Source organism: Caballeronia sp. AZ1_KS37, from assembly GCF_023631165.1.
Classification (GTDB): domain Bacteria; phylum Pseudomonadota; class Gammaproteobacteria; order Burkholderiales; family Burkholderiaceae; genus Caballeronia; species Caballeronia zhejiangensis.
The window spans coordinates 118,564-142,911 of the sequence record NZ_JALQDP010000038.1 but is presented as its reverse complement, the minus strand read 5'-3'; the positions used below and the strand labels follow the sequence as shown (position 1 = coordinate 142,911).

17 protein-coding genes are annotated in these 24,348 nt (G+C 67.1%); 10 read left to right on the top strand and 7 right to left on the bottom strand.

Annotated elements, in window-relative coordinates; all coding sequences use genetic code 11:
• Positions 1 to 6 precede the first annotated feature (6 nt).
• On the top strand, positions 7 to 921 hold the full coding sequence (gene gcvA / locus NCS00_RS26315; RefSeq protein ID WP_175980192.1) for a transcriptional regulator GcvA: 915 nt from the start codon (positions 7 to 9) through the stop codon (positions 919 to 921).
• A gap of 90 nt (positions 922 to 1,011) precedes the next feature.
• Complete coding sequence (locus NCS00_RS26310; protein WP_250441396.1) at positions 1,012 to 1,620, top strand: chemotaxis protein CheB; 609 nt, start codon at positions 1,012 to 1,014, stop codon at positions 1,618 to 1,620.
• 4 nt (positions 1,621 to 1,624) lie between these two features.
• Here NCS00_RS26310 and NCS00_RS26305 read toward each other — a convergent pair whose 3' ends face one another.
• On the bottom strand, positions 1,625 to 2,107 hold the full coding sequence (locus NCS00_RS26305; RefSeq protein ID WP_008346465.1) for an Hcp family type VI secretion system effector: 483 nt from the start codon (positions 2,105 to 2,107) through the stop codon (positions 1,625 to 1,627).
• 144 nt (positions 2,108 to 2,251) lie between these two features.
• On the opposite strand from NCS00_RS26305, the gene NCS00_RS26300 reads away from it, so the two are divergent.
• From NCS00_RS26300 to NCS00_RS26270, 7 genes are all read left to right on the top strand, one after another.
• Positions 2,252 to 2,842, top strand: coding sequence for a type VI secretion system tube protein Hcp (locus tag NCS00_RS26300; RefSeq protein WP_008346463.1), 591 nt, complete (start codon positions 2,252 to 2,254; stop codon positions 2,840 to 2,842).
• A gap of 16 nt (positions 2,843 to 2,858) precedes the next feature.
• The gene (tssE, locus tag NCS00_RS26295) at positions 2,859 to 3,365 is read left to right on the top strand and encodes a type VI secretion system baseplate subunit TssE (protein WP_250437628.1); all 507 of its coding nucleotides are present in this window, start codon (positions 2,859 to 2,861) and stop codon (positions 3,363 to 3,365) included.
• 17 nt (positions 3,366 to 3,382) lie between these two features.
• Complete coding sequence (tssF, locus tag NCS00_RS26290) at positions 3,383 to 5,269, top strand: type VI secretion system baseplate subunit TssF (protein WP_250441395.1); 1,887 nt, start codon at positions 3,383 to 3,385, stop codon at positions 5,267 to 5,269.
• Positions 5,245 to 6,327: a type VI secretion system baseplate subunit TssG gene (tssG, locus tag NCS00_RS26285; RefSeq protein WP_250441394.1), complete on the top strand. Its 1,083-nt coding sequence runs from the start codon at positions 5,245 to 5,247 to the stop codon at positions 6,325 to 6,327. The genes tssF and tssG overlap by 25 nt, the downstream gene beginning before the upstream one ends.
• A 95-nt stretch (positions 6,328 to 6,422) precedes the next feature.
• Complete coding sequence (tssH, locus tag NCS00_RS26280) at positions 6,423 to 9,050, top strand: type VI secretion system ATPase TssH (RefSeq protein ID WP_250441393.1); 2,628 nt, start codon at positions 6,423 to 6,425, stop codon at positions 9,048 to 9,050.
• Between the two features lie 3 nt (positions 9,051 to 9,053).
• The gene (tagH, locus tag NCS00_RS26275) at positions 9,054 to 10,388 is read left to right on the top strand and encodes a type VI secretion system-associated FHA domain protein TagH (RefSeq protein WP_250441392.1); all 1,335 of its coding nucleotides are present in this window, start codon (positions 9,054 to 9,056) and stop codon (positions 10,386 to 10,388) included.
• Between the two features lie 13 nt (positions 10,389 to 10,401).
• On the top strand, positions 10,402 to 11,187 hold the full coding sequence (locus NCS00_RS26270; RefSeq protein WP_250441391.1) for a PP2C family protein-serine/threonine phosphatase: 786 nt from the start codon (positions 10,402 to 10,404) through the stop codon (positions 11,185 to 11,187).
• 32 nt (positions 11,188 to 11,219) lie between these two features.
• On the opposite strand, the gene tssC is transcribed toward NCS00_RS26270, so the two are convergent.
• The 6 genes from tssC to NCS00_RS26240 all read right to left on the bottom strand — a co-directional run bounded on the left by tssC (position 11,220) and on the right by NCS00_RS26240 (position 23,671).
• Positions 11,220 to 12,737: a type VI secretion system contractile sheath large subunit gene (tssC, locus tag NCS00_RS26265; RefSeq protein WP_250441390.1), complete on the bottom strand. Its 1,518-nt coding sequence runs from the start codon at positions 12,735 to 12,737 to the stop codon at positions 11,220 to 11,222.
• Positions 12,738 to 12,765: 28 nt separating this feature from the next.
• Positions 12,766 to 13,275 (bottom strand): type VI secretion system contractile sheath small subunit, encoded by a 510-nt coding sequence (gene tssB / locus NCS00_RS26260; RefSeq protein WP_250441389.1) that lies wholly within the window; start codon positions 13,273 to 13,275, stop codon positions 12,766 to 12,768.
• Between the two features lie 85 nt (positions 13,276 to 13,360).
• A complete protein-coding gene (tssA, locus tag NCS00_RS26255; protein ID WP_250441388.1) occupies positions 13,361 to 14,383 on the bottom strand; it encodes a type VI secretion system protein TssA in 1,023 nt (340 codons plus the stop codon).
• Between the two features lie 9 nt (positions 14,384 to 14,392).
• Positions 14,393 to 19,741 carry a beta strand repeat-containing protein gene (locus NCS00_RS26250; RefSeq protein ID WP_250441387.1) on the bottom strand — a complete coding sequence of 1,783 codons (5,349 nt, stop codon included), beginning with the start codon at positions 19,739 to 19,741 and terminating at the stop codon, positions 14,393 to 14,395.
• 28 nt (positions 19,742 to 19,769) lie between these two features.
• Positions 19,770 to 21,503, bottom strand: coding sequence for a ShlB/FhaC/HecB family hemolysin secretion/activation protein (locus tag NCS00_RS26245; protein ID WP_250441386.1), 1,734 nt, complete (start codon positions 21,501 to 21,503; stop codon positions 19,770 to 19,772).
• A 35-nt stretch (positions 21,504 to 21,538) separates the two neighbouring features.
• Positions 21,539 to 23,671, bottom strand: coding sequence for a CHAT domain-containing protein (locus NCS00_RS26240; RefSeq protein WP_250441385.1), 2,133 nt, complete (start codon positions 23,669 to 23,671; stop codon positions 21,539 to 21,541).
• Between the two features lie 162 nt (positions 23,672 to 23,833).
• Between NCS00_RS26240 and tssJ the strand changes: the two genes are divergently transcribed.
• Complete coding sequence (gene tssJ / locus NCS00_RS26235; protein ID WP_250441384.1) at positions 23,834 to 24,334, top strand: type VI secretion system lipoprotein TssJ; 501 nt, start codon at positions 23,834 to 23,836, stop codon at positions 24,332 to 24,334.
• The last annotated feature ends 14 nt before the right edge of the window (positions 24,335 to 24,348 follow it).

The following is a 24,348-nucleotide window of genomic DNA, read 5'->3' as shown; positions in this document are numbered from 1 at the left end:
CGAAACATGCGAGCGCCCAGCAATCTGAACGCACTGCGAGCCTTCGAGGCGGTCGCGCGGCATCTGAGCTACGCTGCGGCGGCGGACGAGTTGAACGTCACGCCGGCCGCGGTCGGCCAACTGATTCGCGGACTCGAAAGCTATCTGGATATCGAGTTGTTCCATCGATCGGCATCGGGACCGTCGCGTCTCACATTGACCGACGCTGCCCGCGCTGCGCTGCCGGATCTGCAAGGCGGCTTCGATCTGCTGTCGAGTGCCGTCGAACGGCTGAAGGCCAGCAAGTCGCGCATCGTCTTTACGCTGACCGTGCCGCCGGCTTTCGCGGATCGCTGGCTGCTCTGGCGCGTCGAACGCTTTCAGCGAAGACATCCTTACTACGACCTGCGGATCGACACGAGCGGCCGCCTCACGGACTTCACGGCCGAACGGATCGACGTCGGCATACGCTACGGCGCGGGAGCATGGGCGGGCCTCGTCTCTACGTTCCTGCTGCGCGACGAATTTTTTCCGGTATGCAGCCCGGCGCTGATGGAAGGCGAGCACGCGCTCGGAGCGCCGTCCGATTTGCAACATCATCCGCTCATCCACGATACGTCGATGACCGGCGCCGGTCTCTTCCCGACGTGGCGTTCGTGGCTGCTGCATGCCGGCTGCCGCGACCGCATCGATACCGACCGCGGACTGCAGCTCAACGATTCCGCGATGGGCCTGCAAACCGCGATTTCCGGTTACGGCGTGGCGCTCGGACGCACGACGCTCGTCGAACGCGATCTGGCCGAAGGCCGCCTCGTCAAGCCGTTCGATATCGTCCAGAGTTGCGAGTTGGCGTACTACCTCGTGCATCGGCCGGAAAGCGCGGCCCATGCGCCCGTGATCGCGTTCAAGGAATGGCTGCTGGAAGAAGCCGGCGTTCGTTGAAACAGGCGCGCCCGTCGCCGGTCATCCGGGCGCGCGGCATCTTCTTTGCTAGGTCCACGGAGAAAACTTCAGAGACAATCAAGGACAAGCATGACGGTGCGACGCGACATTGCAGTCGTTGCAGCTTCGCAGGGCGGGTTCAAGGCGCTATGCCGGCTCGTGAGTGCGCTCGATCCCGACTACGAAGGCTCGCTTCTGATCGTGCTCCATTCGGGAATGACAGGGCCGCGTCTTTTGAGCGAGTGCATCCAGCGGCATACGTCGCTCACCGTGGAATACGGGCGTCACGGACAAAGCATCGAGCCCGGACGCATTTATCTCGCGCCGCCGGGCCGTCATCTCGTGGTATCGGCTGACGGCCATCTCGCGCTCGACGACGGTCCCAAGGTCCATCACGTGCGCCCGGCGGCCGATCCGCTCTTCGAATCGGCGGCGGCGTGCTTTCACGGACGCGTCGTGGGCGTCGTGCTGACGGGCGGCGGCGGCGACGGAACGCGGGGCTTGCAGGCGATCAAGGCGGCGGGCGGAATGAGCATCGTGCAACATCCCGCGCAGGCCGAAGCGCCGCAAATGCCGATGAACGCCCTGAATTTCGATAGCCCCGATCAGGTTCTGTCGGTCGCCGAAATCAGCCATCTGCTCGGACCGCTGGCGCGTCAGCGAGCACGCTGGCGGGCCGACCGCGCGGGAAGCGCCTGACGGATCAACGCACTTCGGTGCTGCGCACGTCCCAGCCGAACTTCACGGCGCCGCCGAGCGCGCCCTTGTCGTCCTGCGGCTTGTATTCGAACTCGATGTCCGCGTAGCTCAGATCGACCGTCTGCTCCGGATGGCCATTCGGCACGCAGATCAGCGAGACCTTCGTCACCGTGACCTGTTTCATCGTGACGGTGAGAAATTCCTTCTGCCCTTCGCCCGCCTTGCTGACGGTGAGTTTCGCGTTCGCCATGTGCTTGCCGCTCGCGCAGTTCTTCTTGAGCGTGGGCGCGGACTTGTCGTACTGATGCACGAACTGGAACACGCCGGGGCACGCCTTGCCGATGCCGCTGCCGCTGCCCGTCATCGGGTTGCTCGCGTTCGTCACGCCCCAGTTGAAACTCAGCACTTCGATCTGCCCTTCCGCCCCCTTGTGCTTCGACTCGCCGTCGATTCCATCGATCTTGAGATAACAGTCGGTCGTAGCCATGTGATCCTCCGTCGTGATCGGCTTTCGTTGCGCGCCGCGCGTGCAATCCACTGGTAAAACGAAACGCACCGCGCATTTTTGAACTTCAAAATCGCGCGATGTGCGCCGTCTTGTGTTCAGACCGTCGTCCACCGGATGAGCACGATGCAACCCAGCGATACGCGCCCCGACAGCCACCTCACGCTCGACGCCCTGCGCCAGTTCGATCTGCTCGCGCTCACGGAATCGGACGACATGTTCCTGCACGTCGTCCCCAAGCGCAGCAACACGCCGGTCAAGGGCGAAGCGGCCAAGCGCGGCGACTGGGACACGCCGATGCAGATCCACGGCTGGCGCTGGGCGCAAGGCTACGACGCCGCGCCGCACGCCGCCGCGCTCAATGCCAACGACATGCGCGTCACGGCGCTTTGCGTCATCAAGTCGGTGGACTCGGCCTCGCCCGTCCTCGCGAAGCTGTGCGCGCAGGCCGAACTGCTCGCGGTTGCGCATGTGAAGTGCTTCAAGGCGGCGGGCACGGACCACGGCGTGCAGATCGAATATCTGTCGATGAAGCTGGAGCAGGCGTACATCCGCAACTATCAGATCTACACGAGCGTGCGCCTTGCGCGGCCCTGCGAGGTCTTCGAACTGTCGGCGCAACAACTGACGATGACCTGTGCGCCGCAGACCGCGACCGGCAGCCGCGGCGCGGAAGTGACCTTCGCGCTCGATGTATCGACGCGGCGCGTGAGTTGAGCGCAAGGACCGCGCGATGAACGAGCCCAGCGCCGCCGACCGTCTGCAGCCCACGCTGCTCGACCGCCTGATCGACGACGATCCCGCCACGCGCGCCGATCCGCCCGGCGAGCGCTTCATGTCGCATCGCGGGCTGCGCGCGGCCGTGCTGCGCGACGTGTCGTGGCTCTTCAACACGACGAATCTGGGCGATGCGATCGTCGAGGACGACTTTCCGCACGCGTTCGCGTCGGTGCTCAATTACGGCTTGCCGTGTTTGTCGGGGCGATTCGCATCGACCATCGACACGGTATTGCTCGAACAGGCGATTCGCCAGGCGATCGAGCGCTTCGAGCCGCGCATCGATCCCTCGACGCTCGAAATCGAGCCGGTGCTCGACCGTTCCGTGCTCGACATGCACAACCAGATCGCGCTCGTGATCCGCGGCCTGCTGTGGGCGCAGCCCGTGCCGCTGGAATTCGCGCTGCGCACGCAGATCGATCTGGAAGAAGGCGGCATCACGGTGATGGAACTCCCGCGCTGACCACGACGACCACGCACATGGACCCGCGACTTCTGCGTCACTACAACACCGAGCTCGCGCATCTGCGGGAGATGGGCGCGGAGTTCGCGCAGCAGTTTCCGAAGATCGCCGCGCGCCTCGGCATGAGCGGCATCGAAGTGGCCGATCCCTATGTCGAGCGTCTGCTCGAAGGCACGGCGTTTCTCGCGGCGCGCGTGCAACTGAAGATCGAAGAGGAGTTTCCGCGCTTCACGCAGCAACTCGCGCATGTCGTGCTGCCGCAGGCCGCCTGCCCGACGCCTTCGATGCTGATCGCCCGTCTCGCGCCCGATCTCGCGAATCCGAATCTCGCCGATGGCTTCACCGTGCCGCGCGGCACCGCGCTCATCGCCCGGCATGCCGCGAGCGCGCACATGACGCCGTGCGAATTCCGCACCGGCGCCGATCTCACGCTCTGGCCGGTCGAGCTGACGGACGCGCGCTATGTCGCGCAGATGCAGGACCTGCCGCTCGCCGCGATTCCCGCGACGCAGACGCTCGCGCCGCGCGTGAAGGGCGCGCTGCGCATCCGCCTCGCGACGCCCGAAGGCCTGTCCTTCGACGCATTGCGTCTCGATGCGCTGAACCTGCATTTCGCGGGCGGCGACGAAACCGCGTATCGCCTGTACGAACTCGTGATGTCGGGGACGCTCGCCGTCGTCGTATCGACGCCCGAGCGCCCGAGCCGCGCGCTTGCCGCGTTGCCCGCCGATGCCGTCGCGCCCGCCGGTTTCGGCGATCGCGAAGCGCTCCTGCCCGTCACGCCGAACGCGTTTCAGGGTTATCGGCTGCTGCATGAGTATTTCGCGCTGCCCGAGCGGTTTCGATTCGCGCGCCTCGCCGGGTTCGCCGATGTGCTGCCGTCGTTCGCATCGCGCGAAATCGAACTGACGTTTCTGCTCGCGAACGGCGATGCGTCGCTCGAACGCATCGTCACCAAGGACAACGTTTTGCTCGATTGCGTGCCCGCGATCAATCTCTTCGCGAAGCACGCGGATCGCGCGCTCGTGACCGAAGCCGCCGCGCGCTTTCATGTCGTGCCGGACCGCACGCATCCGCTCGACTTCGAAGTGCATTCCGTCACTGCCGTCTCGGGCTACGGCGCGAACGACGATGCGGAGCAGACATTCCATCCGTTCTACGCGGACTTTCTCGCGGACCGCCCCGGCGACGCCGCGTACTTCATGACCGAGCGCGAGCCGCGCATCGTGCCCGCCGGACGGCGCAAGAGCGGCGCGCGCACGGAATACGTGGGCAGCGAGACGTATGTATCGATCGTCGACCCCAACGCCGCGCCGTATCGCGGCTCGCTGCGGCAACTGTCGTTCGCGACGCTCTGCACCAATCGCGATCTGCCTTTGATGATGCCGCGCAGCGCCACCGGCGACGATTTCTCGCTCGACATCGCCGCGCCCGTGAGCCGCGTGCGCTGTGTGAGCGGCCCGTCGCGGCCCGCGCCCGCGAATCTCGACGCGGCGCGGAGCTGGCGGCTCATCGATCAATTGTCGCTGCATTACCTGTCGGTGTCGAACGGGCCGCGCGAAGCCGCCGCCGCGTTGCGCGCGCTGTTGATGCTGCATGTCGCGGACGCCGATCAGGCGGGGCGAAGCCAGGTCGCGGGCGTCGCCGCCGTGGATGCGCGCGGCGTCGTGCGCCGTCTGCCGATGCCCGGTCCGATCGCGTTCGGTCGCGGCCTCATGATCGACGTGCTCGTCGACGATCTCGCCTTTCAGGGCGGCAGCGCGTGGCTCTTCGGCTGCGTGCTGGACCGCTTTTTCGCGCGCTACGTGTCGATCAACGCGTTCGTGCAGACCGCTTTGCGCACGAGCGCGCGCGGCGAAATCCTGCGCCTGGCACCGCGATGCGGGACGAGAGCGATCTTCTGAGCGCGGCGGCGCTGCCCGAGCCTGCGCGCGCACTCGTCGATCTCTTCGATGCAGTCGCCGCCGAGCCGCATCGGCACGATTTCTATCGCCTGATGCGGCACGTCGAGGCACTGACGCCGCACTTGCCGCGTCTCGGCTGCGGCGCGCGTCCCGCCGACGAGCCGCTGCGTCTCGCGCAGGACGTATCGCTTTCGTTCGCGCCCGCGCCGCTCGCCGCGCTCACACGCGATGAGAACGCCCGCGCGCCGCGCCTCGAACAGCGCTTCTTCGGTTATCTCGGACCGAACGGCCCGCTGCCGCTGCATCTGACAGACTTCGCCCGCGAGCGCGCGCTGCATCGCGGCGACACGGCTTTCGCGCGCCTGCTCGATACGCTGCTGCATCGATTCCTGCTGCTGTTCTATCGCGCGTGGGCGCAGGGACGGCCGGTAGCGTGGCTGGATCGTCCCGGCCACGACCGCTTCGCCTTCTATGCGGGCGCGCTGATCGGACTCGCGGATGAAGCCAGGCGCAATCGCGACGCCGTCTCCGATCACGCGAAGCTGCATTTCGCGGGCCTCGCCAACATGCAGACGCGTCCCGCCGACGTGCTCGAAGCGATCGCGAGCGCGCTCTTGCGCGTGCCGGTGCGCGTGGAGCCGTATCGCGGGCACTGGATGACGCTGCAACGCGACGAGCGCACTGCGTTGCGGCATCGGGCGATGCGCGGTCCCGGCGATCCAGCGGGCTTCGCCCAACTCGGACGCGGCGCGGTGCTGGGACGCGCGGTGTGGGATCGGCAGCACGCGTTTCGCCTCGCGATCGGGCCGCTGTCGCTCGCGCAGTTCGAGTCGCTGCTGCCGGGCGGCGCCGCGCTGCCGACGCTCGTCGCCGTGGTGCGCCGGCATCTGAACGGCGAGCTTGCATGGGACGCGCAACTCGTCCTCGCCGCCGACGACGTGCCGACCGCGCAGCTCGGCCGCTACGGACGGCTCGGCTATTCGGCGTGGCTCGGTCTCGCCGCGCGCCGTGCCGATTGCGCCGATCTCGCGCTCGACGCCGACGCGCATCTCGCCTGAACGCGGACACGTTGAAAAAAAGCCGCCGCTGCGCCGTCTTATCGGATGGAGGCGCGCCTTCGATCCGCGCGCATCGTAAAAAAAGGAGTCCGGCGATGGCGGAAATCAGTCGTGTCGCGCTGTTCGGCAAGCTCGACAGGCTCGGCTACAAGACCGTCGAAAGCGCGACGGTCTACTGCAAGATGCGCGGCAATCCGTATGTCGAGCTGGCGCACTGGATCATGCAGATTCTGGAGACGCCGAACTCCGACTGGCAGCGCATCGTCGCGCATTACGGCGTGGACGCCGCCGCCCTTGCGCGCGAGCTGACCGCGTCGCTCGATCGCCTGCCGCGCGGCGCGACGTCGATCTCCGACATCTCCGAGCACATCGGCGATGCGATCGAGCGCGGCTGGGTCTACGGCACGCTGCTGTTCGGCGCGAACAAAGTGCGGACCGGGCATGTGCTCGTCGGCATGCTGAAGACGCAGCGGCTGCGCAGCGTGCTCGTCGGCATATCGCGGCAATTCGAGCGCATCAAGCCGGAAGACCTGTCGGACAATTTCGCGCGCATCGTCGCGGATTCGGTCGAGGAAAGCGAAGCCGAGCCGCAGCCGGACGCGGCCGATGCGCAAGCCGCGCCCGCCGCCATGGGCCAGCAGGAAGCGCTGCGCAAATACGCGACCGATCTCACCGACAAGGCGCGCCGCGGCCAGCTCGACCCCGTTACGGGCCGCGACGACGAGATTCGCCAGCTCGTCGATATTCTCATGCGGCGGCGGCAGAACAATCCGCTGCTGACGGGCGAAGCGGGCGTCGGCAAGACCGCCGTGGTCGAAGGCTTCGCGCAGCGGCTCGCGCGCGGTGACGTGCCGCCGCCCTTGCGCGAGGTCGCGCTGCTGTCGCTCGATCTCGGGCTTTTGCAGGCGGGCGCGAGCATGAAGGGCGAGTTCGAGCAGCGTCTGCGTCAGGTCGTCGAGGATGTGCAGGCGAGTCCGAAGCCGGTGATTCTCTTCATCGACGAAGTGCATACGCTCGTCGGCGCGGGCGGCGCGGCCGGCACCGGCGATGCCGCCAATCTGCTGAAACCGGCGCTCGCGCGCGGCGATCTGCGCACGATCGGGGCCACGACGTGGGCCGAATACAAGCGGCACATCGAGAAAGATCCCGCGCTCACGCGGCGCTTTCAGGTCGTGCAGGTTCAGGAGCCGGACGAGGACAAGGCCGTGCGGATGCTGCGCGGCGTCGCGGCGGTGCTCGAAGGGCATCATCGCGTGCAGTTGCTCGACGAGGCGATCGAGGCGGCCGTGCGGCTGTCGCATCGCTATATTCCGGCGCGGCAGTTGCCCGACAAGGCCGTGTCGCTCATCGACACGGCGTGTGCGCGCGTCGCCGTCAGCCAGCACGCGACGCCGCCGCTCGTCGACGACTGCCAACGCCGTATCGAGGCGCTCGAAGTCGAGGCGCAGATCGTCGCGCGGGAGGCGAATGCGGGCGTCGATGTCGGCACGCGCGCAGCCGATGTCGCCGCGATGCTCGCACGCGAACGCGATGCGCTCGGCGGGCTCGAAGCGCGCTGGAACGAGGAAAAGCGCGTCGTCGACGAACTGCTTGCGTTGCGCGCGACGTTGCGCGAAGCCGCCGACGCCGCTTCACGCGATGACCAGCTCGCGCGCCTCGCGTCGCTCAAATCGCGTCTCGCCGAATTGCAGGCCGATGCGCCGCTGATTTTGCCGAGCGTCGACGCGGGCGTGATCGCGGGCGTCGTCGCCGATTGGACCGGCATTCCGGTCGGCAAAATGCTGAAGAACGAGCTGGCCGCCGTGCTCAATCTCGCCGATGCGCTCGATCGCCGCGTGATCGGCCAGCGCCACGCGCTCGAGATGATCGCGAAGCGCATCCAGACTTCGCGCGCGCGGCTCGACAATCCCGACAAGCCGATCGGCGTGTTCCTGCTCGCGGGCACGTCGGGCGTCGGCAAGACGGAAACAGCGCTCGCGCTCGCCGAAACGCTCTACGGCGGCGAGCAGAACGTCATCGTCATCAACATGAGCGAGTTTCAGGAAGCGCATACGGTTTCGACGCTGAAGGGCGCGCCGCCCGGCTATGTGGGTTACGGCGAGGGCGGCATCCTGACCGAAGCGGTGCGCCGCCGTCCGTACAGCGTCGTGCTGCTCGACGAAGTGGAGAAGGCGCATCCCGACGTCCACGAAATCTTCTTCCAGGTTTTCGACAAGGGCTGGATGGAAGACGGCGAAGGGCGTTACATCGACTTCAAGAACACGATCATCCTGCTGACGTCGAACGTCGGCTCGGAAGTCATCATGTCGATGTGCCGCGATCCCGCGCGCGCGGTCGCGCCGGAGGAACTCGCGCGCGCGTTGCGCGGCCCGCTGCTCGACGTGTTTCCTGCCGCGCTGCTCGGCCGGCTCGTCACGGTGCCCTACTACCCGCTTTCCGACGCGATGATGGCCGACATCGTGCGGCTTCAGCTCGAACGCATCCGGCGGCGCGTCGCGGACAATCACGGCATTCCGTTCGAGTACGACGACGACGCCGTGCGGCTCATCGTTTCGCGCTGCACGGAAGCCGAATCGGGCGGCCGCGTGATCGACGCGCTGCTCACGAACACCGTCCTGCCGCGCATCTCGACGGAATATCTGACGCGTCTCACCGAAGGCGGCGCGCTGGCGCACATCCGGCTCTCGGCGAGCGCGGGCGACTTCGTCTACGCGTTCGAGTGAACCATGCTCACGCTCACGGTGACGCTTCACAACGGACAGCCGCCGCGCGTGCCGCTCTCGGCGACCTTCGATGCCGACGGCGGCACGGTCGGGCGTGCGGTCACGAACCGGCTCGTGCTCGATGACGCCGAGCGCACGGTCTCGCGTCTGCATGTGCAGATCGAGTGGCGCGACGGGCGCTTTCTGCTGATCGACCGCGGCAGCAATCCGGCGCTCGTCAACGGCGCGCCGCTCGATCCGGGCCAGGAAGTCGCGCTCGCGCACGGCGACGAAGTGCAGATCGGCGGCTATCAGCTGCGCGCGGATATCGGCGTCGATGACGATACGGTCACGGCCAACGCGCCATCGGACGATCCGTTCGCGGGATTGTTCGACGCGGGTTCGTCGGCACCTGGCGATTTCGACGCCAACCTCCACACGCCGAAGCCGAAAGCTGCCGAACACTTCGACTTCGGCTTCGACGATCCGGCGGGCAAACGCTCGATCGACGAGTTGTTCGACCTCGCGCCGGGCGCGTCGTCCGACGGAGCGTCGATCACCGATCCGCTCGTCGAACCGCTTGCGCAGCCCAACACCGCGCACGATGCCGATCCGTTCGCCAGCCTGACGGCCGCGGCGCGCCCCGCCGGGACGCCCGCGACGCGGCCGGACGCCGGATCGGAACTGCACAGCGCGTTCACGCCGCCGCGTCCGCGATCGGCGCCGACGCCGTCAGCGGTTGCATCGAAAGCGGAGCTCGCCGACGATCGCGCGCTCGTCGATGCCTTCCTGCGCGGGCTGAACACGCACGGCGTGCGCATCGATGCGCTGACGCCCGCGCTGATGCAGCTTCTCGGCGAGCTGCTGCGCGAAGCGGCGCGCGGCACGCTCGAACTGCTCGCCGCGCGCGCCGCGCTCAAGCGCGAGATGCGAACGGGCGCGACGATGATCGAAGCGTCGGACAACAATCCGCTCAAGTTTTCGCCGAACGTGGAGGCCGCGCTCATGCATCTGCTCAATCCGCAGATGCGCGGCTTCATGCCGCCCGCCGCCGCCCTCGACGATGCGTACGCCGATCTGCGGGCGCATCAGGTCGGCATGGTCGCGGGGATGCGCGCGGCGCTCGACGGCGTGTTCGAGCGCTTCGAGCCGCAGCGCATCGAGGCGCGGCTGTCCGGGCGCTCGCTGCTCGACGGCGTGCTGCCAGGATTGAATCGCCGCGCGCGCTGCTGGGATCTTTTCATCGAGATGTACGGCCAGCTTTCGAGCGAAGCCACCGAAGATTTCCATACGCTGTTCGGGCGAGCGTTCGTCGCCGCCTACGAGGCGCAGATCGACGAGCTTAAACAACGCCGGTAACGAGAGACACGACATGCAATTGCAAACCGCGAGCGTGAGCGATGTGGGCGGCCGGTCGCGCAACGAGGACGCGCTGGCGACGTGGCGGCATGCGGCGCTCTTTGCGAGCGTGGTCGCGGACGGCGCGGGCGGTCACGGCGGCGGCGATGCGGCATCGCGCATCGCGGTCGATACCGTGCTCGCGGAATTGACGCGCGTGGCATCGGCGGGCGTCGCGCTGACCGGGCCGAACCTGTTGCGTGTGCTGCTGCGCGCGAACGACGCGATCATCGATGCGCAGGAGCACGACCGCGATCTTTCGCAGATGCGTTCGACGGCGGTGCTGCTCGGCATCGACGAAAGCACGGGCATCGCGGCGTGGGCGCATTGCGGCGACACGCGGCTTTACTGCTTCCGGCGCGGCGCGACGGTTGTGCAAACGCAGGATCACAGTCTCGTGCAGAGCATGATCGATGCGAATCTGCTGGAGAGCCGCGACGTGCGAACGCATCCGCGCCGTAACGTGCTGTTTTCGGCGCTCGGAACGGCGGATGATCTGTCGATCGCGGCGTCGGATGAGCCGTTTCTCATCGCGGAGGGCGACGCCTTTCTGCTTTGCACCGATGGGTTTTGGGATTATCTCGACGAGTCGGTCATGATCGATGCGATCGGGCGCGCTCGGACGCCTCAAGCGTGGCTGGATCTGATGGTGGCGCATCTGCGTGGGGCCGCGCGGCCGGGGCACGATAACTTTAGTGCCAGCGCGGTTTGGGTGGGGGATGCTTCGCAGGTGACGGTGATGCAAATGCCCGCGACGTAACCATCGCGGGCAATCTTCCAACCAACCACGCATCAAGCCGCCTGCTTCGCCGAAGGCAACCTCGAAACCAGCCTGAGCGACACCGTCAGCCCTTCCAACTGATAATGCGGCCGCAAAAAGAACTGCGACGTGTAATACCCCGGCGCGCCCGGCACTTCCTGCACTTTGACCTCCGCGGCCGCGAGCGGCTTTTGCGCCTTCGTGTGCTCGGACGAATTCGCCGGATCGCCATCGACGTACTGCGTGATCCACTTGTTGAGCCAGATCTCCATATCCGAGCGTTCCTTGAACGTGCCGATCTTGTCGCGCACGATGCACTTCAGATAATGCGCAAAGCGGTTGCAAGCAAAGAGATACGGCAACCGCGCGGCAAGCGCGGCATTCGCGGTCGCGTCCGGATCTTCATACTCGAACGGCTTTTGCAGCGACTGCGCGCCGATGAACGCCGCGAAATCCGAGTTCTTGCGATGAATCAGCGGCATGAAACCGTTCTTCGCCAGTTCCGCCTCACGCCGGTCTGAAATGGCGATCTCGGTCGGGCATTTCATATCGACGCCGCCGTCGTCGGTCGGAAAACTGTGCACCGGCAAACCTTCGACCGCGCCGCCCGATTCCACGCCGCGAATCCGCGAGCACCAGCTATGCAACTTGAACGACCGGTTGATGTTCACCGCCATCGCATAAGCGGAATTCGCCCACGTGTATTTCGTGTGATCCGCGGAACCGGTGTCTTCCTCGAAGTCGAATTCATCGACCGGTTCGGTCTTCGCGCCGTACGGCACGCGCGCCAGAAAACGCGGCATCGCGAGACCGATGTAACGCGAATCCTCGGATGCGCGCAGCGATCTCCAGCTCGCATATTCCGGTGTCCCGAATATCTTGGTGAGATCGCGCGGATTGGCCAGCTCCTGCCACGAGTCCATCTGCAAGAGACTCGGATCGGCGGCGGCGATGAACGGCGCATGCGCCGATGCCGCGATCTTCGACACTTCGCCGAGCATCTCGACATCGGGCGGCGTCTGGTTGAAGTAGTAATCGCCGATCAGCGCGCCGAACGGCTCGCCGCCCAACTGCCCGTACTCGTGCTCGTAAATCTGCTTGAAAAGCGGACTCTGATCCCACGCGACGCCCTTGAAGCGCTTGAGCGTCTTGCCTAGATCCTTCTTCGAGATGTTCATCACGCGAATCTTGAGCATCTCGTCGGTTTCGGTGTTGTTGATGAGATAGTGCAGCCCGCGCCACGAACCCTCGAGCTTCTGGAAGTCCGCGTGATGCATGACTTCGTTGACCTGCTCGGTGAGCTTCGCGTCGATCTCGGCGATCATCGCCTGAATCGAGCGGATCGCATCGCCGGAAACGAGCTTCGTCTGCGAAAGCGCCTGCTGCGCTAGCGTCTGCACGGCCGTCTGCACGGCGCTCTTGGCTTCGTCGCTCTTCGGACGGAACTCACGGTTGAGCAGCGCGGCGAGATCGTCGCCTTCGAGCAGCGCGCCCTGCAACGCGGAAGGCGCTTCGGCTTGCGGTTCGGCGGATTGCGGAATGTCGGACATGGTCGTTTCCTTTCAAGGCTCTCGGGTCTCATTCGGCTGCAGCAGCCGCGGATGGCGCAGCCGTGGCGAGCGTCTTGAGCAGCGCGGGATCGTCGAGCACGCGCGCGATCAGTTCTTCCGCGCCGTTCTTGCCGTCCATGAAGATGACGAGATTCGCGAGCTGCGTGCGCGCTTCGAGCAACTTCGCGAGCGCATCGACCTTGCGCGCGACGGCCGCGGGCGAAAAATCGTCCATGTTCTCGAACGTGATATCGACGCTCATGTTGCCCTCGCCCGTCAGCTTGTTCGGCACCTGAAACGCGACGCGCGGATGCATCGCCTTCATGCGGCTGTCGAAGTTGTCGATGTCGATCTCCTGGAACTTGCGCTGATCGACGGGCGGCAGCGCTTCGGCGGGCTTGCCGGAGAGATCGGCCATCACGCCCATCACGAACGGAAGCTGAATCTTCTTCTCGCTCCCATAAGTTTCGACGTCGTATTCGATCTGCACGCGCGGCGCGCGATTGCGCCCGATGAATTTCTGACTGCTGGTTGCCATGACGTCTCCTTCGAGTGGGCATGAGCCACGCAATTAAAACGAACGAGTTGTGGCCGGATTGAAGACTCGATTCGAGAACCCGCGCTCACTGCGGCCTCGTCCCCGCGATCAGATGAATCTGCGCGAGGCTGTCGGGCGCGAGATCCTGCATCACCGCGAGAAAATCCTTGCCCATCAATCCACGCGCGCGGCGGATCAACAGCGGCGCGGGATTGGTCGGCTCGGTGCGTTCGAGAAACGCGCACACCGCGTCGAGCGCGGCGAGCGCATCGTCGCGCGTCGCGATCTCGCCGGGGCGAGCAATCGCGCGACGAAGCGTCGGCGCTGCTTTCATCTTCGTGATGTCGGCGGATGCTTCGGGCGCGTCCGTCGAAGCGAACGCGCGAAACTGCGCGGCGACGTGACGCGTCGCGATCGTCAGCGCGGTCATCGAAGGCGCGCGTTCCGCGCCGAGCTTCTCCGTCAGGCAAGCGCACAGCGTCTGCACGGCGCGCGGCAGATCGAGCCCATTCGCGAGAAGCTCGGCATCCTGCGCCACGGCATCGGCGAGCATGCCTTCCACGCGCGCCGGCGTCGCGGCGTTCGCGCCTTCCTCCGGCGCGAGCCTGCCCTGCGCCACCAGAATGTCGCGCACGGCGAGCCGCTCGCCATGCACGCGACACACTTCGCATTCGCGCAGATCGTGCAGCAAGGTCTCGGCTTCCGCGAACGGCGTGTAGGCATCGGCGAGCGGCGCAAGCGCGTTGATGCGCAGTACGGCATCGTTGTCGTCATCGTGATCGAGCGGCGGGAAGAGGCCGTCCCAATAGCGCTCGACGAGGCCCGTCAGCAGGCGCAAACCCGCATGAAAGCCCGCGAGTCCGTGGACATGCGCCGCCGCGCGCGTCCACGCAATCGCCACGCGCACATCCTTCGAGCGCGCGAGCAGCGCGTCGCCCTGCTCCAGCACGTCGTTCCACGGCGGCGGCTCGACGAGCACGTCGAACTGACGCTGCGGCATGCCGCGCGCGAGCGCTTCGAATTCGAGAAACGCCGCGTCGTATTCCAGATCGATGCCTGCGGGCGGCGTCGTTTCTGTCGGCGCGAGGAGCGGTTCGATGTCGATCATCGCGGCTCCTCAGAACTCGCCGCAGCCGTGCTGTCCGTTCACGACCAGACAGTTGTTCAGATTCGGCCGCGAGCGCACGCGCTTCCATTCCGCCGCGAGCGCGTCGGCGTCGCCTTCGGGCTGTTGCAGCGCGAGGATCGGCTCGTTCGTGCCGACGCAGATGTTGACCGCGCCCAGATTGCTCTCGTAGACGAAGGTCTGTTCCTGCGCCGTGAAAAGCGGCTGAAGTCCGCTGGTGTTGAAAACGGCGCCCTGAAGCTGCATCGGCGTGACGGTCAGCGTGCCCGGCTCCACGACGACGTTGTAGCCAACCGGCGACGAAAACGTGCCGTCGATGCCATACACGCCCGCCGCCGATATCGTCGTCGCGGACGAGCCGAGCCGCCCCGCGACGACGGACGTGCTGCGCCGATCGCCGGCCAGCAGACCGCTGACGTCGAAACCGAACGCGCCGTTCGCTCCGCCTTGCTCGCGCGTTTGACTGCCGATGGTGACGGTGACCGTCGGCCGGTCGGCGTAGACGAAGTGGTTGCCGTCCGCCGGCACGACGCTCTGCGACGGCTGCCCGTTCCAGCTACAGAATCCGCCGTAGACGCAGCCGTAGAAGTTCGGCAGCGCGCCGCCCGGATCGACGCCGTTGCGGTTCTCGCCGTTGCGCGTCGCCGCCCAGATGCGCCACGCGTTGCCCGCGCCGATCGTGCCGCCCGACGCGTTGTCGAAGACGCCGCGCTCCATCACGAGGTCGATGCTGCCGCCCGCGCTCAGGTGCGTCGGCGCGCCGGGCGTGCCGGGTGTGCCGGGTGTTCCGATCGCGATCGCGCCGCCATCGGAAATCGCGGTGAGGTCGCCGGTGACGTTCGGCTGCGATCCGCCGATTCTGGCGAGGTTGCCCGTCGCGCCGTCGAAACCATTGGCGCTCGCCGTGCCGATCGTGAAGCCGCCCGCCGTCGCAAACCGCACGTCATGCGCGCCCGACAGCGCGAGCACTTTGACGTCGTTGCCCGCGTCGGCGAGATCGAAGTCGCCGCCGCCCGCGAGCAAAAGCGTCTGCGCTTTTATGCCGCCCGGATCGGTGACGCGACCGGACGAATCGAGCGCGAGCGTCCTGTCCGGCATCGCGGCGCCCGAAGGCAGATCGATGCCCTGGCTGCCCGCGCCCGTGTTCTGCAGCGTGAGGTCGTGCGCGAAGCCTTGCGGCAGGCTGACCGTGATCTTCCCGGTCTGGGTCGACGAGCCGATGACGACCGTCGCGATGTTCGACGCGATCGCGCCGAGCATCGACGGTCCGATGCTGAGGCCGCTGCTTGCGCCGAGCACGTTGATCGCCTGCGCGTTGTCGCCGACGATGCCGAAGTCCGCGCCGACCTTGCCGGGCACGAACACGACCGTGCCGAAGCGCGACGAGAACGTGCTGCCGGAATCGTCGAACACGAAGCCGTATTTGCCCGAGTTCGACGCCCGCACGACGATCGTGCCGTGGTCGCCCGCCGAGAGCGTCGCCCGGTTCATATACAGCGCGGTGGCGGCGTCGGCGGGTGTCGATGCCGTGACCGACACCGTCTGCGCGGGCGCGTTGGCCTGAAGCGTCACATCGGCGAGCGATACGCCTTTGCCATGCGCGCCGTTCGCGTCGAGCTGGCCGTTGGTGCCGCCGCGAATATCGATCGAACCGTTCGCCGAGCCGACGACGCCGCGATTCGACGACGACGTGCCTGCCAGCGCCACGCCGTCCGCGCCGCTGCCCAGACCGTAGATCGTGACCGCGCCGTCGGCGTGCAAGCCGAGCGCCGGGCTCATGCCCGCCACGAACACGCCGTAGGCGGCGATGCCATCGGGCGCGGTGCCGCGAATCGACAGTCTGCCGCCGCTTGCCGCGACATCCGATGCTTCGAGATGCACGCCGTCGAAATGAACCGGTTCTTCGCTGCCCTCGATCGCCGGAACGTAGCGCCGCTTGCCGTTCGCCGACGTGCCGGTGATCGACACGTCCGCGCCGGTCGATGAGATCCGCGCGTTCTGCGCGTACACACCCGCGCCCGCGACCGCGGCGCTGCCGCCGCCGGCCGTCGCGCCCGTTCCCGTAATGCTCATCGCGCCGCCGGTGCCGAGCGACGTGCCGATGATCCGCACGCCGTTGCCCCCGACACGCCCGGGCGAACGCTGCACGACCGCCCCGGTGCCGTGAACATCGACGTCGCCGCTCGCGGACAAAATCACCGGAACGATCCCGCCAGCGCTCGTGCTGAGCGAAGCCCGCAGCAGGCTCACGCCGTCGCCGGTCACGCTGCCGATGCCGGTCGACACCGAGGTCGAAGTCGAAAGCGAGGCCACGGTCTGCACGGCGGGCCCCTTGCCGTCGATCGAAATGCGGCCCGTCTGCGTCTGCACGAGCGGTGCGTTCGCCGTGCTGATCGAGTTGATGTTCGTGGAGACGGACGCCGCCACCATGCTCACGCCGGAACCCGACACCGATCCGGTGTTGAGCGCCTGCACCTTCGGCCCGTTGCCGTTGAGCGTGATGCTGCCCGCGCCGCCTGTGCTCAGCGCGACCGACGATCCGCCGATGGCGATGCCCGAGCCGCCGACCGTTCCGCCGCTCACGGTTCCCGTGACGCTCGCCCCGTTGCCCGTAACGAAGATATTGCCGGCGTCCGAAACGACGGACGGGCTGAAGGGAAAGCCTTGGCCCCCGTCCGCCGCGATGCTCACGCCCGAGCCGGACAGCGTTCCCCCGGTCAGGTTCGCGATCGTGGTCGCGGAGGCCGAAATCGAGACGTTGCCCGAGCCGGTATGCACGAGCGGACCGACGCCCGAGCCGAGGAATTCCGGCCGCAACATCAGGCCCGCGCCGCTCACGCCGCCGAACGCGGTGCCGATCGACATCCCGTTGCCGATGATGTTCACGTTTCCCGACCCGGTCCGTATGACCGTGGTGCTCTGGTCGAGGCGTGCCGTCGGCGCGATCAGGACGCCGCCGCCGCTCACCGAGCTGACCGCGCTATCCATCGCCGGTCCCGTACCGGTGATGGAAATGTTGCCCGTCGTGGTACTCAATAGCGCCGTCGACGGACCGAGCGATGCCGGACGAAGCGCGACGCCGTAGATGTCGGTGAACGTCTGCACGCGCTCCTTGGTGGTCGGCGCGCTGCCTGTGATGCTGATGTTGCCCGACGACGTGCGCAGGCTCGATGTCCCGCCGATGGCGACGCCCGCCGGCGCCCCGAAGTCGCCGCCGGCCTGCCCCGACACGGAAATGTCGCTGACCGAAGTGGCGATGCTCGAACTGCTGATGGTGACGGGCGCATAGGCCTGGTTCTTCGTTAGGCCCACGTCTGTGTCGCTGATCCCGAAAATCGTGTCCGGAACCTTGAGCGTGCCTTGCCCGTTGACCGTCACCGAGCCGCTCGCGAGACCGGTCGGGCCTTGCGGCACGGTCGTGTCGATCCTGGAGTCGATGATGCCGACCGCCGCGCCGTCGAAGCGCTTCGCGGCCGCGGGCGTCCCGGCAACGCTTTTCGGCACGCCGATGGCCAGATAACCGCCATTCGTGCTGATCGACGCGCCGGAAAGCAGAATGTTGCTTTGCCCCGAGGCGCCCGTGTTCGCGTCGAGCACGACGTTCAGCTTGCCCGCCGGCCGCTGGTCGCCCGCCGCGCCGCCGATGGTTCCGAGCACGGTGATGGAGCCGTTGGCGCTCAGCGTGAGCGTGCCTTCGTTGTCGGCGGCGGTCTTTGTGATGCTCGTCCCTTTCAGCATCGTGATGTCGCCGTTGTATTCGCCTCCGCCGTCCTTGCTGGTCGAGATCGTCACCGACGCGCCCCGGTTCAGTTGCGACGTGATGTCCGACGCGAGCACGTAGCTGTCGCCCGCGCCCGGCGTGAACGTCACCGGATTCGTCGTCGTGGAAAGAGCCGGACCCAGGCTCGTGCTGAGCGCCTGAAGCGAGCAGCATGACGTGCTGTCGGTGGTGCCCGTGCTCACGCTCGACGGCGCCGTATTGACGATTTCGATGCTCGACGGATCGAGCAGCCATTGCCCGCCGTGCCCGCGCAGCGCCTCGACGTGAATCCGCGCACCGTCCGTCGCCAGATACTTGCCCGACGTCTCGACGAGCCCGCCGTTGCCGCCGCCCGGCCCGCCCTTCGCGGAAAGCTCGCCGTACACGCGCGCCGCTTCCGTCCCGAACATGACGATGTTGCCGCCGTCGCCCGCGACGAGCGCATCGGCCATGACGTGCGCGTTCGGGCTCATCCAGAGCGCATCGGCGTTGACGATGTCCGGCGCCTTGCCCGCCGCGCCGCCGCCCACGCGCACGCGGCCGCCGCCGCCCGCGCCGCTCGCGTCGACACGCGCACCGTCGCTCACCGCGACGTGGTAGCCGGTCACGTCGATCTGTCCGCCCTTGCCCGAATCGGGCGCGCTGACATCGACGCTGCCGCCGATATCCGTCTCGCCCGCCGATCCGCCATCGAGCACGATGCGCCCGTTGCGCGACTCGACGCTCCTCGCGCGCACCGTGCCCGTCTGGTTGAGCACGCTCGCCGCGGCGTCGTCGGCGGCGCGCGCCGACATCACGATCTGTCCGCCGTCCGCCTGCAGCGTCCCCGAATTGCCGATGAGCGCGTTCGCGACCTTGTCGTTCACCTTCAGCATCGTGAGGCCGTCGCCCGCGAAATCGAGCGTGATGTCGCTGCCCGCGCCGATCGCGATCTTGCCGAGCGTCGCGCTGACGAGTCCGCTGTTGTCGACCTGCGCGCCGAGCAACGCGACCGCGCCGCCGGTCGCGGCCGTGATCGATCCTTGGTTCGACACCTTGCCGGCCGCCGCGCCGCCCTGCGCGAAGTGATATTTGCCCGCCAGAAACGCGTCGTTCGAAATGCCGAGCGTCGATGCGACGAGCGATCCCACATTCACCGATGCCCCGCGGGCGAACACGACGCCCGCCGGATTCACGAGAAACACTTGCCCGTTCGCGTTGAGCTGCCCCGCGATGCGGCTGACTTCATTGCCGACGACGCGATTGAGCAGCACCGCCTGCGCCGACGGCTGCGAAATATCGACGCGCTCGTTGCCCGCGATCGAAAACCCGTTCCAGTTCACGATGCCCTTCTGCGAGCCTTGCGTGATCGTCATCGACGTCGCGTTTGGCCGGTTGACCGTCACGCTGCCCGCCTGAACCTGCTCGCCGACCGGCAACGCGAACGCGCCCGGCGCCGCGACGACCACGAGGAGCGGCAACAGCGCGGACACCCTCACATCGGCGCCCATGTGACGGGCGGCGCGTCTGGCGAAACGCCTGATCGCGCGCTCCCATTCCCGGCGATGCCTGCGGGTCCGTAGGCAGGTGATGTCGCTCATGTCGAACTCCTCGTTTCCTGTTTCCGCGCTAGAACGATTTGGATACCTGCACGTAGACGCGCGGCACCTTGTCGTCGCCGGTGGTGTCGGCGCGGGTCGTGCGCCAGGCCACGCTCGCATCCACGGTGATGCCGTACGGCCCGCTCCAGAACGCGCCGAGACCCACGCCGCTGCGCGTCACGGTGTTCGCGCCCTGTCCGGGAATCGAGCGCGCGTTGTAGCGGCCCACGCCGATATCGAAAAACGTCGACAGCGTGAGCGACGGAATCACCGCATAGCGAAGCTGGGCCGTGGCGATCAGCCCTTCATCGACGACGGATTCCGACGGCGAATACGCGCGCACCGCACGCGGCCCGCCGAGCGTGATGCGCGACGAGCTGTCGAGGTTCTGGTTCGCCCATTGCCCCGACACGCCGATGAAAAAGCTCGTATTGCGCGTGATCGCGTTCAGGCGATTGGCCTGCATCGTGAGGCGCACGCTGTTGCCTTGCGTGTTGCGCCCGAACGGTCCCTGATCGATGGCCTCGGCGAGCGCCGAATCGATGTTCAGATGCGCGAACGCCAGTTGCACGTCCGCGCTGTTGAAGCCGCCGCCGAGAAAGCTGTCGCGGCTCTCGTACGACAGCCCGACGCTCGCCACATACAGCTTCTGCGGATTGTCGAAGTTGACGCTGTCGATCTTGTCGGTGAGCGAGCGGTATTCGAGCGCGCCGCGCAACAGCAGGTTCTGGCTGCGCGAGCGGATCAGCGGATGCGACACCGACGCGGTGACGACATCCGCATCGCCATGCGTGTTCAGCGAGGAGAACTGCTCGCCGAGGTAGTAATACAGATGCGAATACGCGATGCCGACGCGCGTGCCGCTCGCATCGACAGGCGCGTCGTAGCCGATGCGTCCGTAGACGGTATCGGCGCGCTCGGCCGCGAGCAGGTTGATGTCGAGGTTGTCGCCGATGCCGAACGGCGACGCGAGCCGTCCCACCGCGCCGAGCCGCCAGCGCCCGGCGGGCGCCGCGCCGTAGTCGTCGACGGAAACCGCGAAGTTCCAGCGGCGCGTCGGCTCGACCGTCACGTTCAGATCGACGGTGCCGGGCGCGCTGCCCGTTTCCAGCGCCGAGCTCACGCGAATGCCGGGCAGGTCCGACAGCAGGAGCATCGTGCGTTCGAGTTCGTTTTGCCGCAGCGGCTTGCCGGGCTCGATCGCGGCGAGCCGCGCGCGCACCATCGATTCCTTGACGGGCGCGCCGGGCGCCATCGTCAGCCGCACGCGGCCGATCTTGCCTTCGAGCACGGTGAACGTGACGTCGCCGTTCGTCACGTCCTGCGGCGGAATCACGACCTGCGCGAGCGGATAGCCGCGCTCGCGATACGCCTGCGCGACCTTCGTGCTCATGGCGTTCAGATCGTTGATCGACACTTCCTGGCCGATCCTGTCGGAAACGAGCGCGAGCAGCGTGTCCGAGGGCAGCGTTTCGTTGCCCGCGAAACGAATGCTCTTCAGCGTGAACTTCTTGCCGTCCGGCACTTCCGGCGCGGCGGCCGGCGGCGCGGGCAGCGCGCTCGAACCGCCCGGCGGCGGCGCGGACGTCGACGGACGCGGCTGCTCGTTGAGCAGCGTGCCCGCGCTCGGCACTTGCGCCGTGCCCGGCATCGGCACCTGCTGCGCCCACGCGGAGAACGCGCTTGCACAGACGATGCCGACGCCCGCCGCACGCGCTTTCGAACGTGAGGAAAAGCATGGGGATTTCGTAGCTTGGTTCACTTCTGCAATCCTCACCGGTGATCGGAAAACGTCTTTCAGCGCGCGACCGAGAGCCGCCAGTTGCCCATCAGATCGAAAGGCGCCCAGTAGAACGGATGAGCGAACTTGCCGTCGGCGAGCACGGCTAGCTGCGCGTCGCGCATCGCGTCGATGGCTTCCTCGCCCTTCGTGAGCGCGCCGTAGAACGTGCGCATGGTGAGCGCGGTCGATTCGTCCGAAACGGGCCACATCGACACGAGCAATGCCGACGCGCCCGCATAGAAGAACGCCCGTGTGAAGCCCATGATTTCGTCGCCGCGCTCGATGCGCCCGAGCGCCGTCTCGCACGCCGACAACGTGACGAGCGCGACCGAATCGAACTTCAGGTTGTAGATGTCCTGCGCGAGCATCGGGTCGGGGCCGTCGGCGGGCTGTTTCGCGGGCGCGAGCAGCACGCGCGAATGCAGCGGATCGATGGTGTCGGCCTGCGCATGCGTCGCCACATGCACGATGCGGCCCTCGGGCGCGTTGTCGCTGAAGGTCTTGCGCGTGACGTCGCCTTGCAGAAAGGTCTCGCGCTGCGCGAAGAGCGGTCCGATCGCGCGGACTTCGGCTTCCGCGCCGGGCAGATCGAATTCCGGCGAGATGCGCGGATTGCCGAACGCGACGAGATTGCTCGCGATGCGCTGCTGCCGCCGCACGAGCTGCACCGCGATGCTCGCCGATGGCGCGAGCGCAAGCGCATGCCGCTGGATCAGAAACCCTTGCGCGTTCCTCAGCGCCTGAAACGGCATGTAATGCAGCGAGCCGTTCGGCACGATGACGATCCGTTCGTTCGGCCGCAAGCCGAGCGGCTGAATCAGGAGCGCATCGAGCTTCGCGCCGTAGGTCAGCGCCTGCGGACGTCCGCGGATGATCGACGTGCGGAAATCTCCGACGGCGAGCGTCATGTCCTTTCGCGGAACCGGCAGCGTGAAGCCCTGAATGCCGTCGCGGCGCACGACCCACGCGATCAGCTTGTCGGGCAGGCCGTGATATTCGACGATCGCCTCGCCGGTATTCAGCGCGCTCGTCACGTCGTCGAGCGAGAGCGCGCGGCCGTTCAGTTGCGTTTCATCGACGTTCGTCGCGAGCCGGTTGCGCACGACATCGAGCAGCGCGCGACTGCGGCTTCTCTCGGAAAGCGCCCACGCCTGCTTGTAGTCGCCGTCCTCGACGACGAGCGCGATCGTTTCCTCGAAGACCGTCTGCGTATCGGAGAACAGGCCGGTCTTGAACTCGTCGCTGCGAAAGCGCGCGCGGATCGTTTCCGAATCGTCGAGCGCGGCGAGCCAGGCTTCGCGCGCCTTGCCGCGGTCGCCGAGCGCGAGATACGCGCGGCCCATGCCCTCGTGCGCCCACAGGTTGTCGTAGCTCGCGTCCGAGCCGCCTTTTGTGGCGCTTGCGGAAAACGCTTCGAGCGCCGCCTGCGGCTTGTGCTCCGCGAGCAGCAGATTGCCTTCGATGCGCCTGCGCAACGGCGCAAGCAACGTGTCCTTCACGCCGGACGTTTCTTCGAACGTGGCGCGCGCGCCCGCCGCGTCGCCGGTCGCGATCTGCGCGTTGGTGATCGAGAGGAGCACCATCGGCCGATAGCGCGCCGACGCCGTCGCGAGCGCCGCGCGATATTCCCCGAGCGCCGCCGACGGATCGCCGCGCCGCGCCGCGATATCGCCGAGGATCTTGTGCGCGGGCGCGAGCACCTGCTCCGGATTCTTCCCGCCCGCCGCGATGGCTTCCTTCGCGTAGCGTTCGGCATCGTCGAGATCGCCCGCATAGCTGTACGCGATGGCGAGATCGCGCCGCGACAGCGCGGCGAGATGGGCGTTGTCCGTCTCCCGCGCGACGACGAGCGCCCGCGACGCCGCCTCGATGCTCTCGCGGAAATCGCCGCGCTCGGCCGCCGCCACCGACATGCTGCAATACGCGTAGCCGTCGAGCTTCACCTGATCCCGCGCGAGCAGGAGCCGCCCTTCCTGCGACAGCGTCGCGATGGTTTCCGCGTCGCGCACGCGGGCTTCGGCCTGACGCGCGGCCGGCGTGAGCGCCTGATCCGCCGTGGCCGCATGCGCCTTCTGCGCCGTCTGCGCGCAGACGCTAAGCATTGCAAAGAGCGCGAGCCCCGCGCATGTCCGCCCGATCGGTTTCACGAACGCCCTCCTCGATGACCGCCGCTTCGCACTGGCGCTACCGGCGAAGCGCCAGCGCGGTGCCCTCACTAGACGAAACACCGCGAGCGATTTGAAAAGCGCGGCGTTTTCGTTCGTCTGTTGTGGTGTCCGAAGCCACTTGCGAAGTCACACGATCCGATGATGGAGAACCCGCGTCCGCGTCTTTGCGCACTGCTCTTTTGCGCGCTCGCGGCGAGCGCCTGCAAGTCGCCGCCGCCGCCGCCCGCGCCGACGGTCGTGCGTATCAGCGTGAGCGCGCTGGATGGCGCGAATCCCGATCACGCGGGCCGCCCGTCGCCGGTCGTCGTGCGCGTGTACGAGCTGAAGACGACGGCCGCCTTCGACAGCGCCGACTTCTTCACGCTCTACGGCAAAGACCAGGCGACGCTCGGCGGCGATCTCAACGCGAAGAACGAATACGTGCTGCGGCCCGGCGACAGCCGCAGCATCGAGCAGACGGTGCAGCCCGGCACGAAGTTCGTCGCGGTCGTGGCGGCGTATCGCGACATCGAGCGATCGCGCTGGCGGGCGAGCGCGCCGGTGCCGCCGAACCAGACGACGCTGATGAACGTGCGTATCGACGCCGCCGACGTATCGATCGCCGCGCAGCCCGCGCCGCCGCCATCGGGCAAGAAGAAGTGACAGCGCGCGCCGGT

Bases quoted from the DNA above. Each gene is read 5' to 3' on its own strand.
- gcvA (WP_175980192.1), top strand. From the start codon at position 7: ATGCGAGCGCCCAGCAATCTGAACGCACTGCGAGCCTTCGAGGCGGTC.
- NCS00_RS26310 (WP_250441396.1), top strand. From the start codon at position 1,012: ATGACGGTGCGACGCGACATTGCAGTCGTTGCAGCTTCGCAGGGCGGG.
- NCS00_RS26305 (WP_008346465.1), bottom strand. From the start codon at position 2,107: ATGGCTACGACCGACTGTTATCTCAAGATCGATGGAATCGACGGCGAG.
- NCS00_RS26300 (WP_008346463.1), top strand. From the start codon at position 2,252: ATGCAACCCAGCGATACGCGCCCCGACAGCCACCTCACGCTCGACGCC.
- tssE (WP_250437628.1), top strand. From the start codon at position 2,859: ATGAACGAGCCCAGCGCCGCCGACCGTCTGCAGCCCACGCTGCTCGAC.
- tssF (WP_250441395.1), top strand. From the start codon at position 3,383: ATGGACCCGCGACTTCTGCGTCACTACAACACCGAGCTCGCGCATCTG.
- tssG (WP_250441394.1), top strand. From the start codon at position 5,245: ATGCGGGACGAGAGCGATCTTCTGAGCGCGGCGGCGCTGCCCGAGCCT.
- tssH (WP_250441393.1), top strand. From the start codon at position 6,423: ATGGCGGAAATCAGTCGTGTCGCGCTGTTCGGCAAGCTCGACAGGCTC.
- tagH (WP_250441392.1), top strand. From the start codon at position 9,054: ATGCTCACGCTCACGGTGACGCTTCACAACGGACAGCCGCCGCGCGTG.
- NCS00_RS26270 (WP_250441391.1), top strand. From the start codon at position 10,402: ATGCAATTGCAAACCGCGAGCGTGAGCGATGTGGGCGGCCGGTCGCGC.
- tssC (WP_250441390.1), bottom strand. From the start codon at position 12,737: ATGTCCGACATTCCGCAATCCGCCGAACCGCAAGCCGAAGCGCCTTCC.
- tssB (WP_250441389.1), bottom strand. From the start codon at position 13,275: ATGGCAACCAGCAGTCAGAAATTCATCGGGCGCAATCGCGCGCCGCGC.
- tssA (WP_250441388.1), bottom strand. From the start codon at position 14,383: ATGATCGACATCGAACCGCTCCTCGCGCCGACAGAAACGACGCCGCCC.
- NCS00_RS26250 (WP_250441387.1), bottom strand. From the start codon at position 19,741: ATGAGCGACATCACCTGCCTACGGACCCGCAGGCATCGCCGGGAATGG.
- tssJ (WP_250441384.1), top strand. From the start codon at position 23,834: ATGGAGAACCCGCGTCCGCGTCTTTGCGCACTGCTCTTTTGCGCGCTC.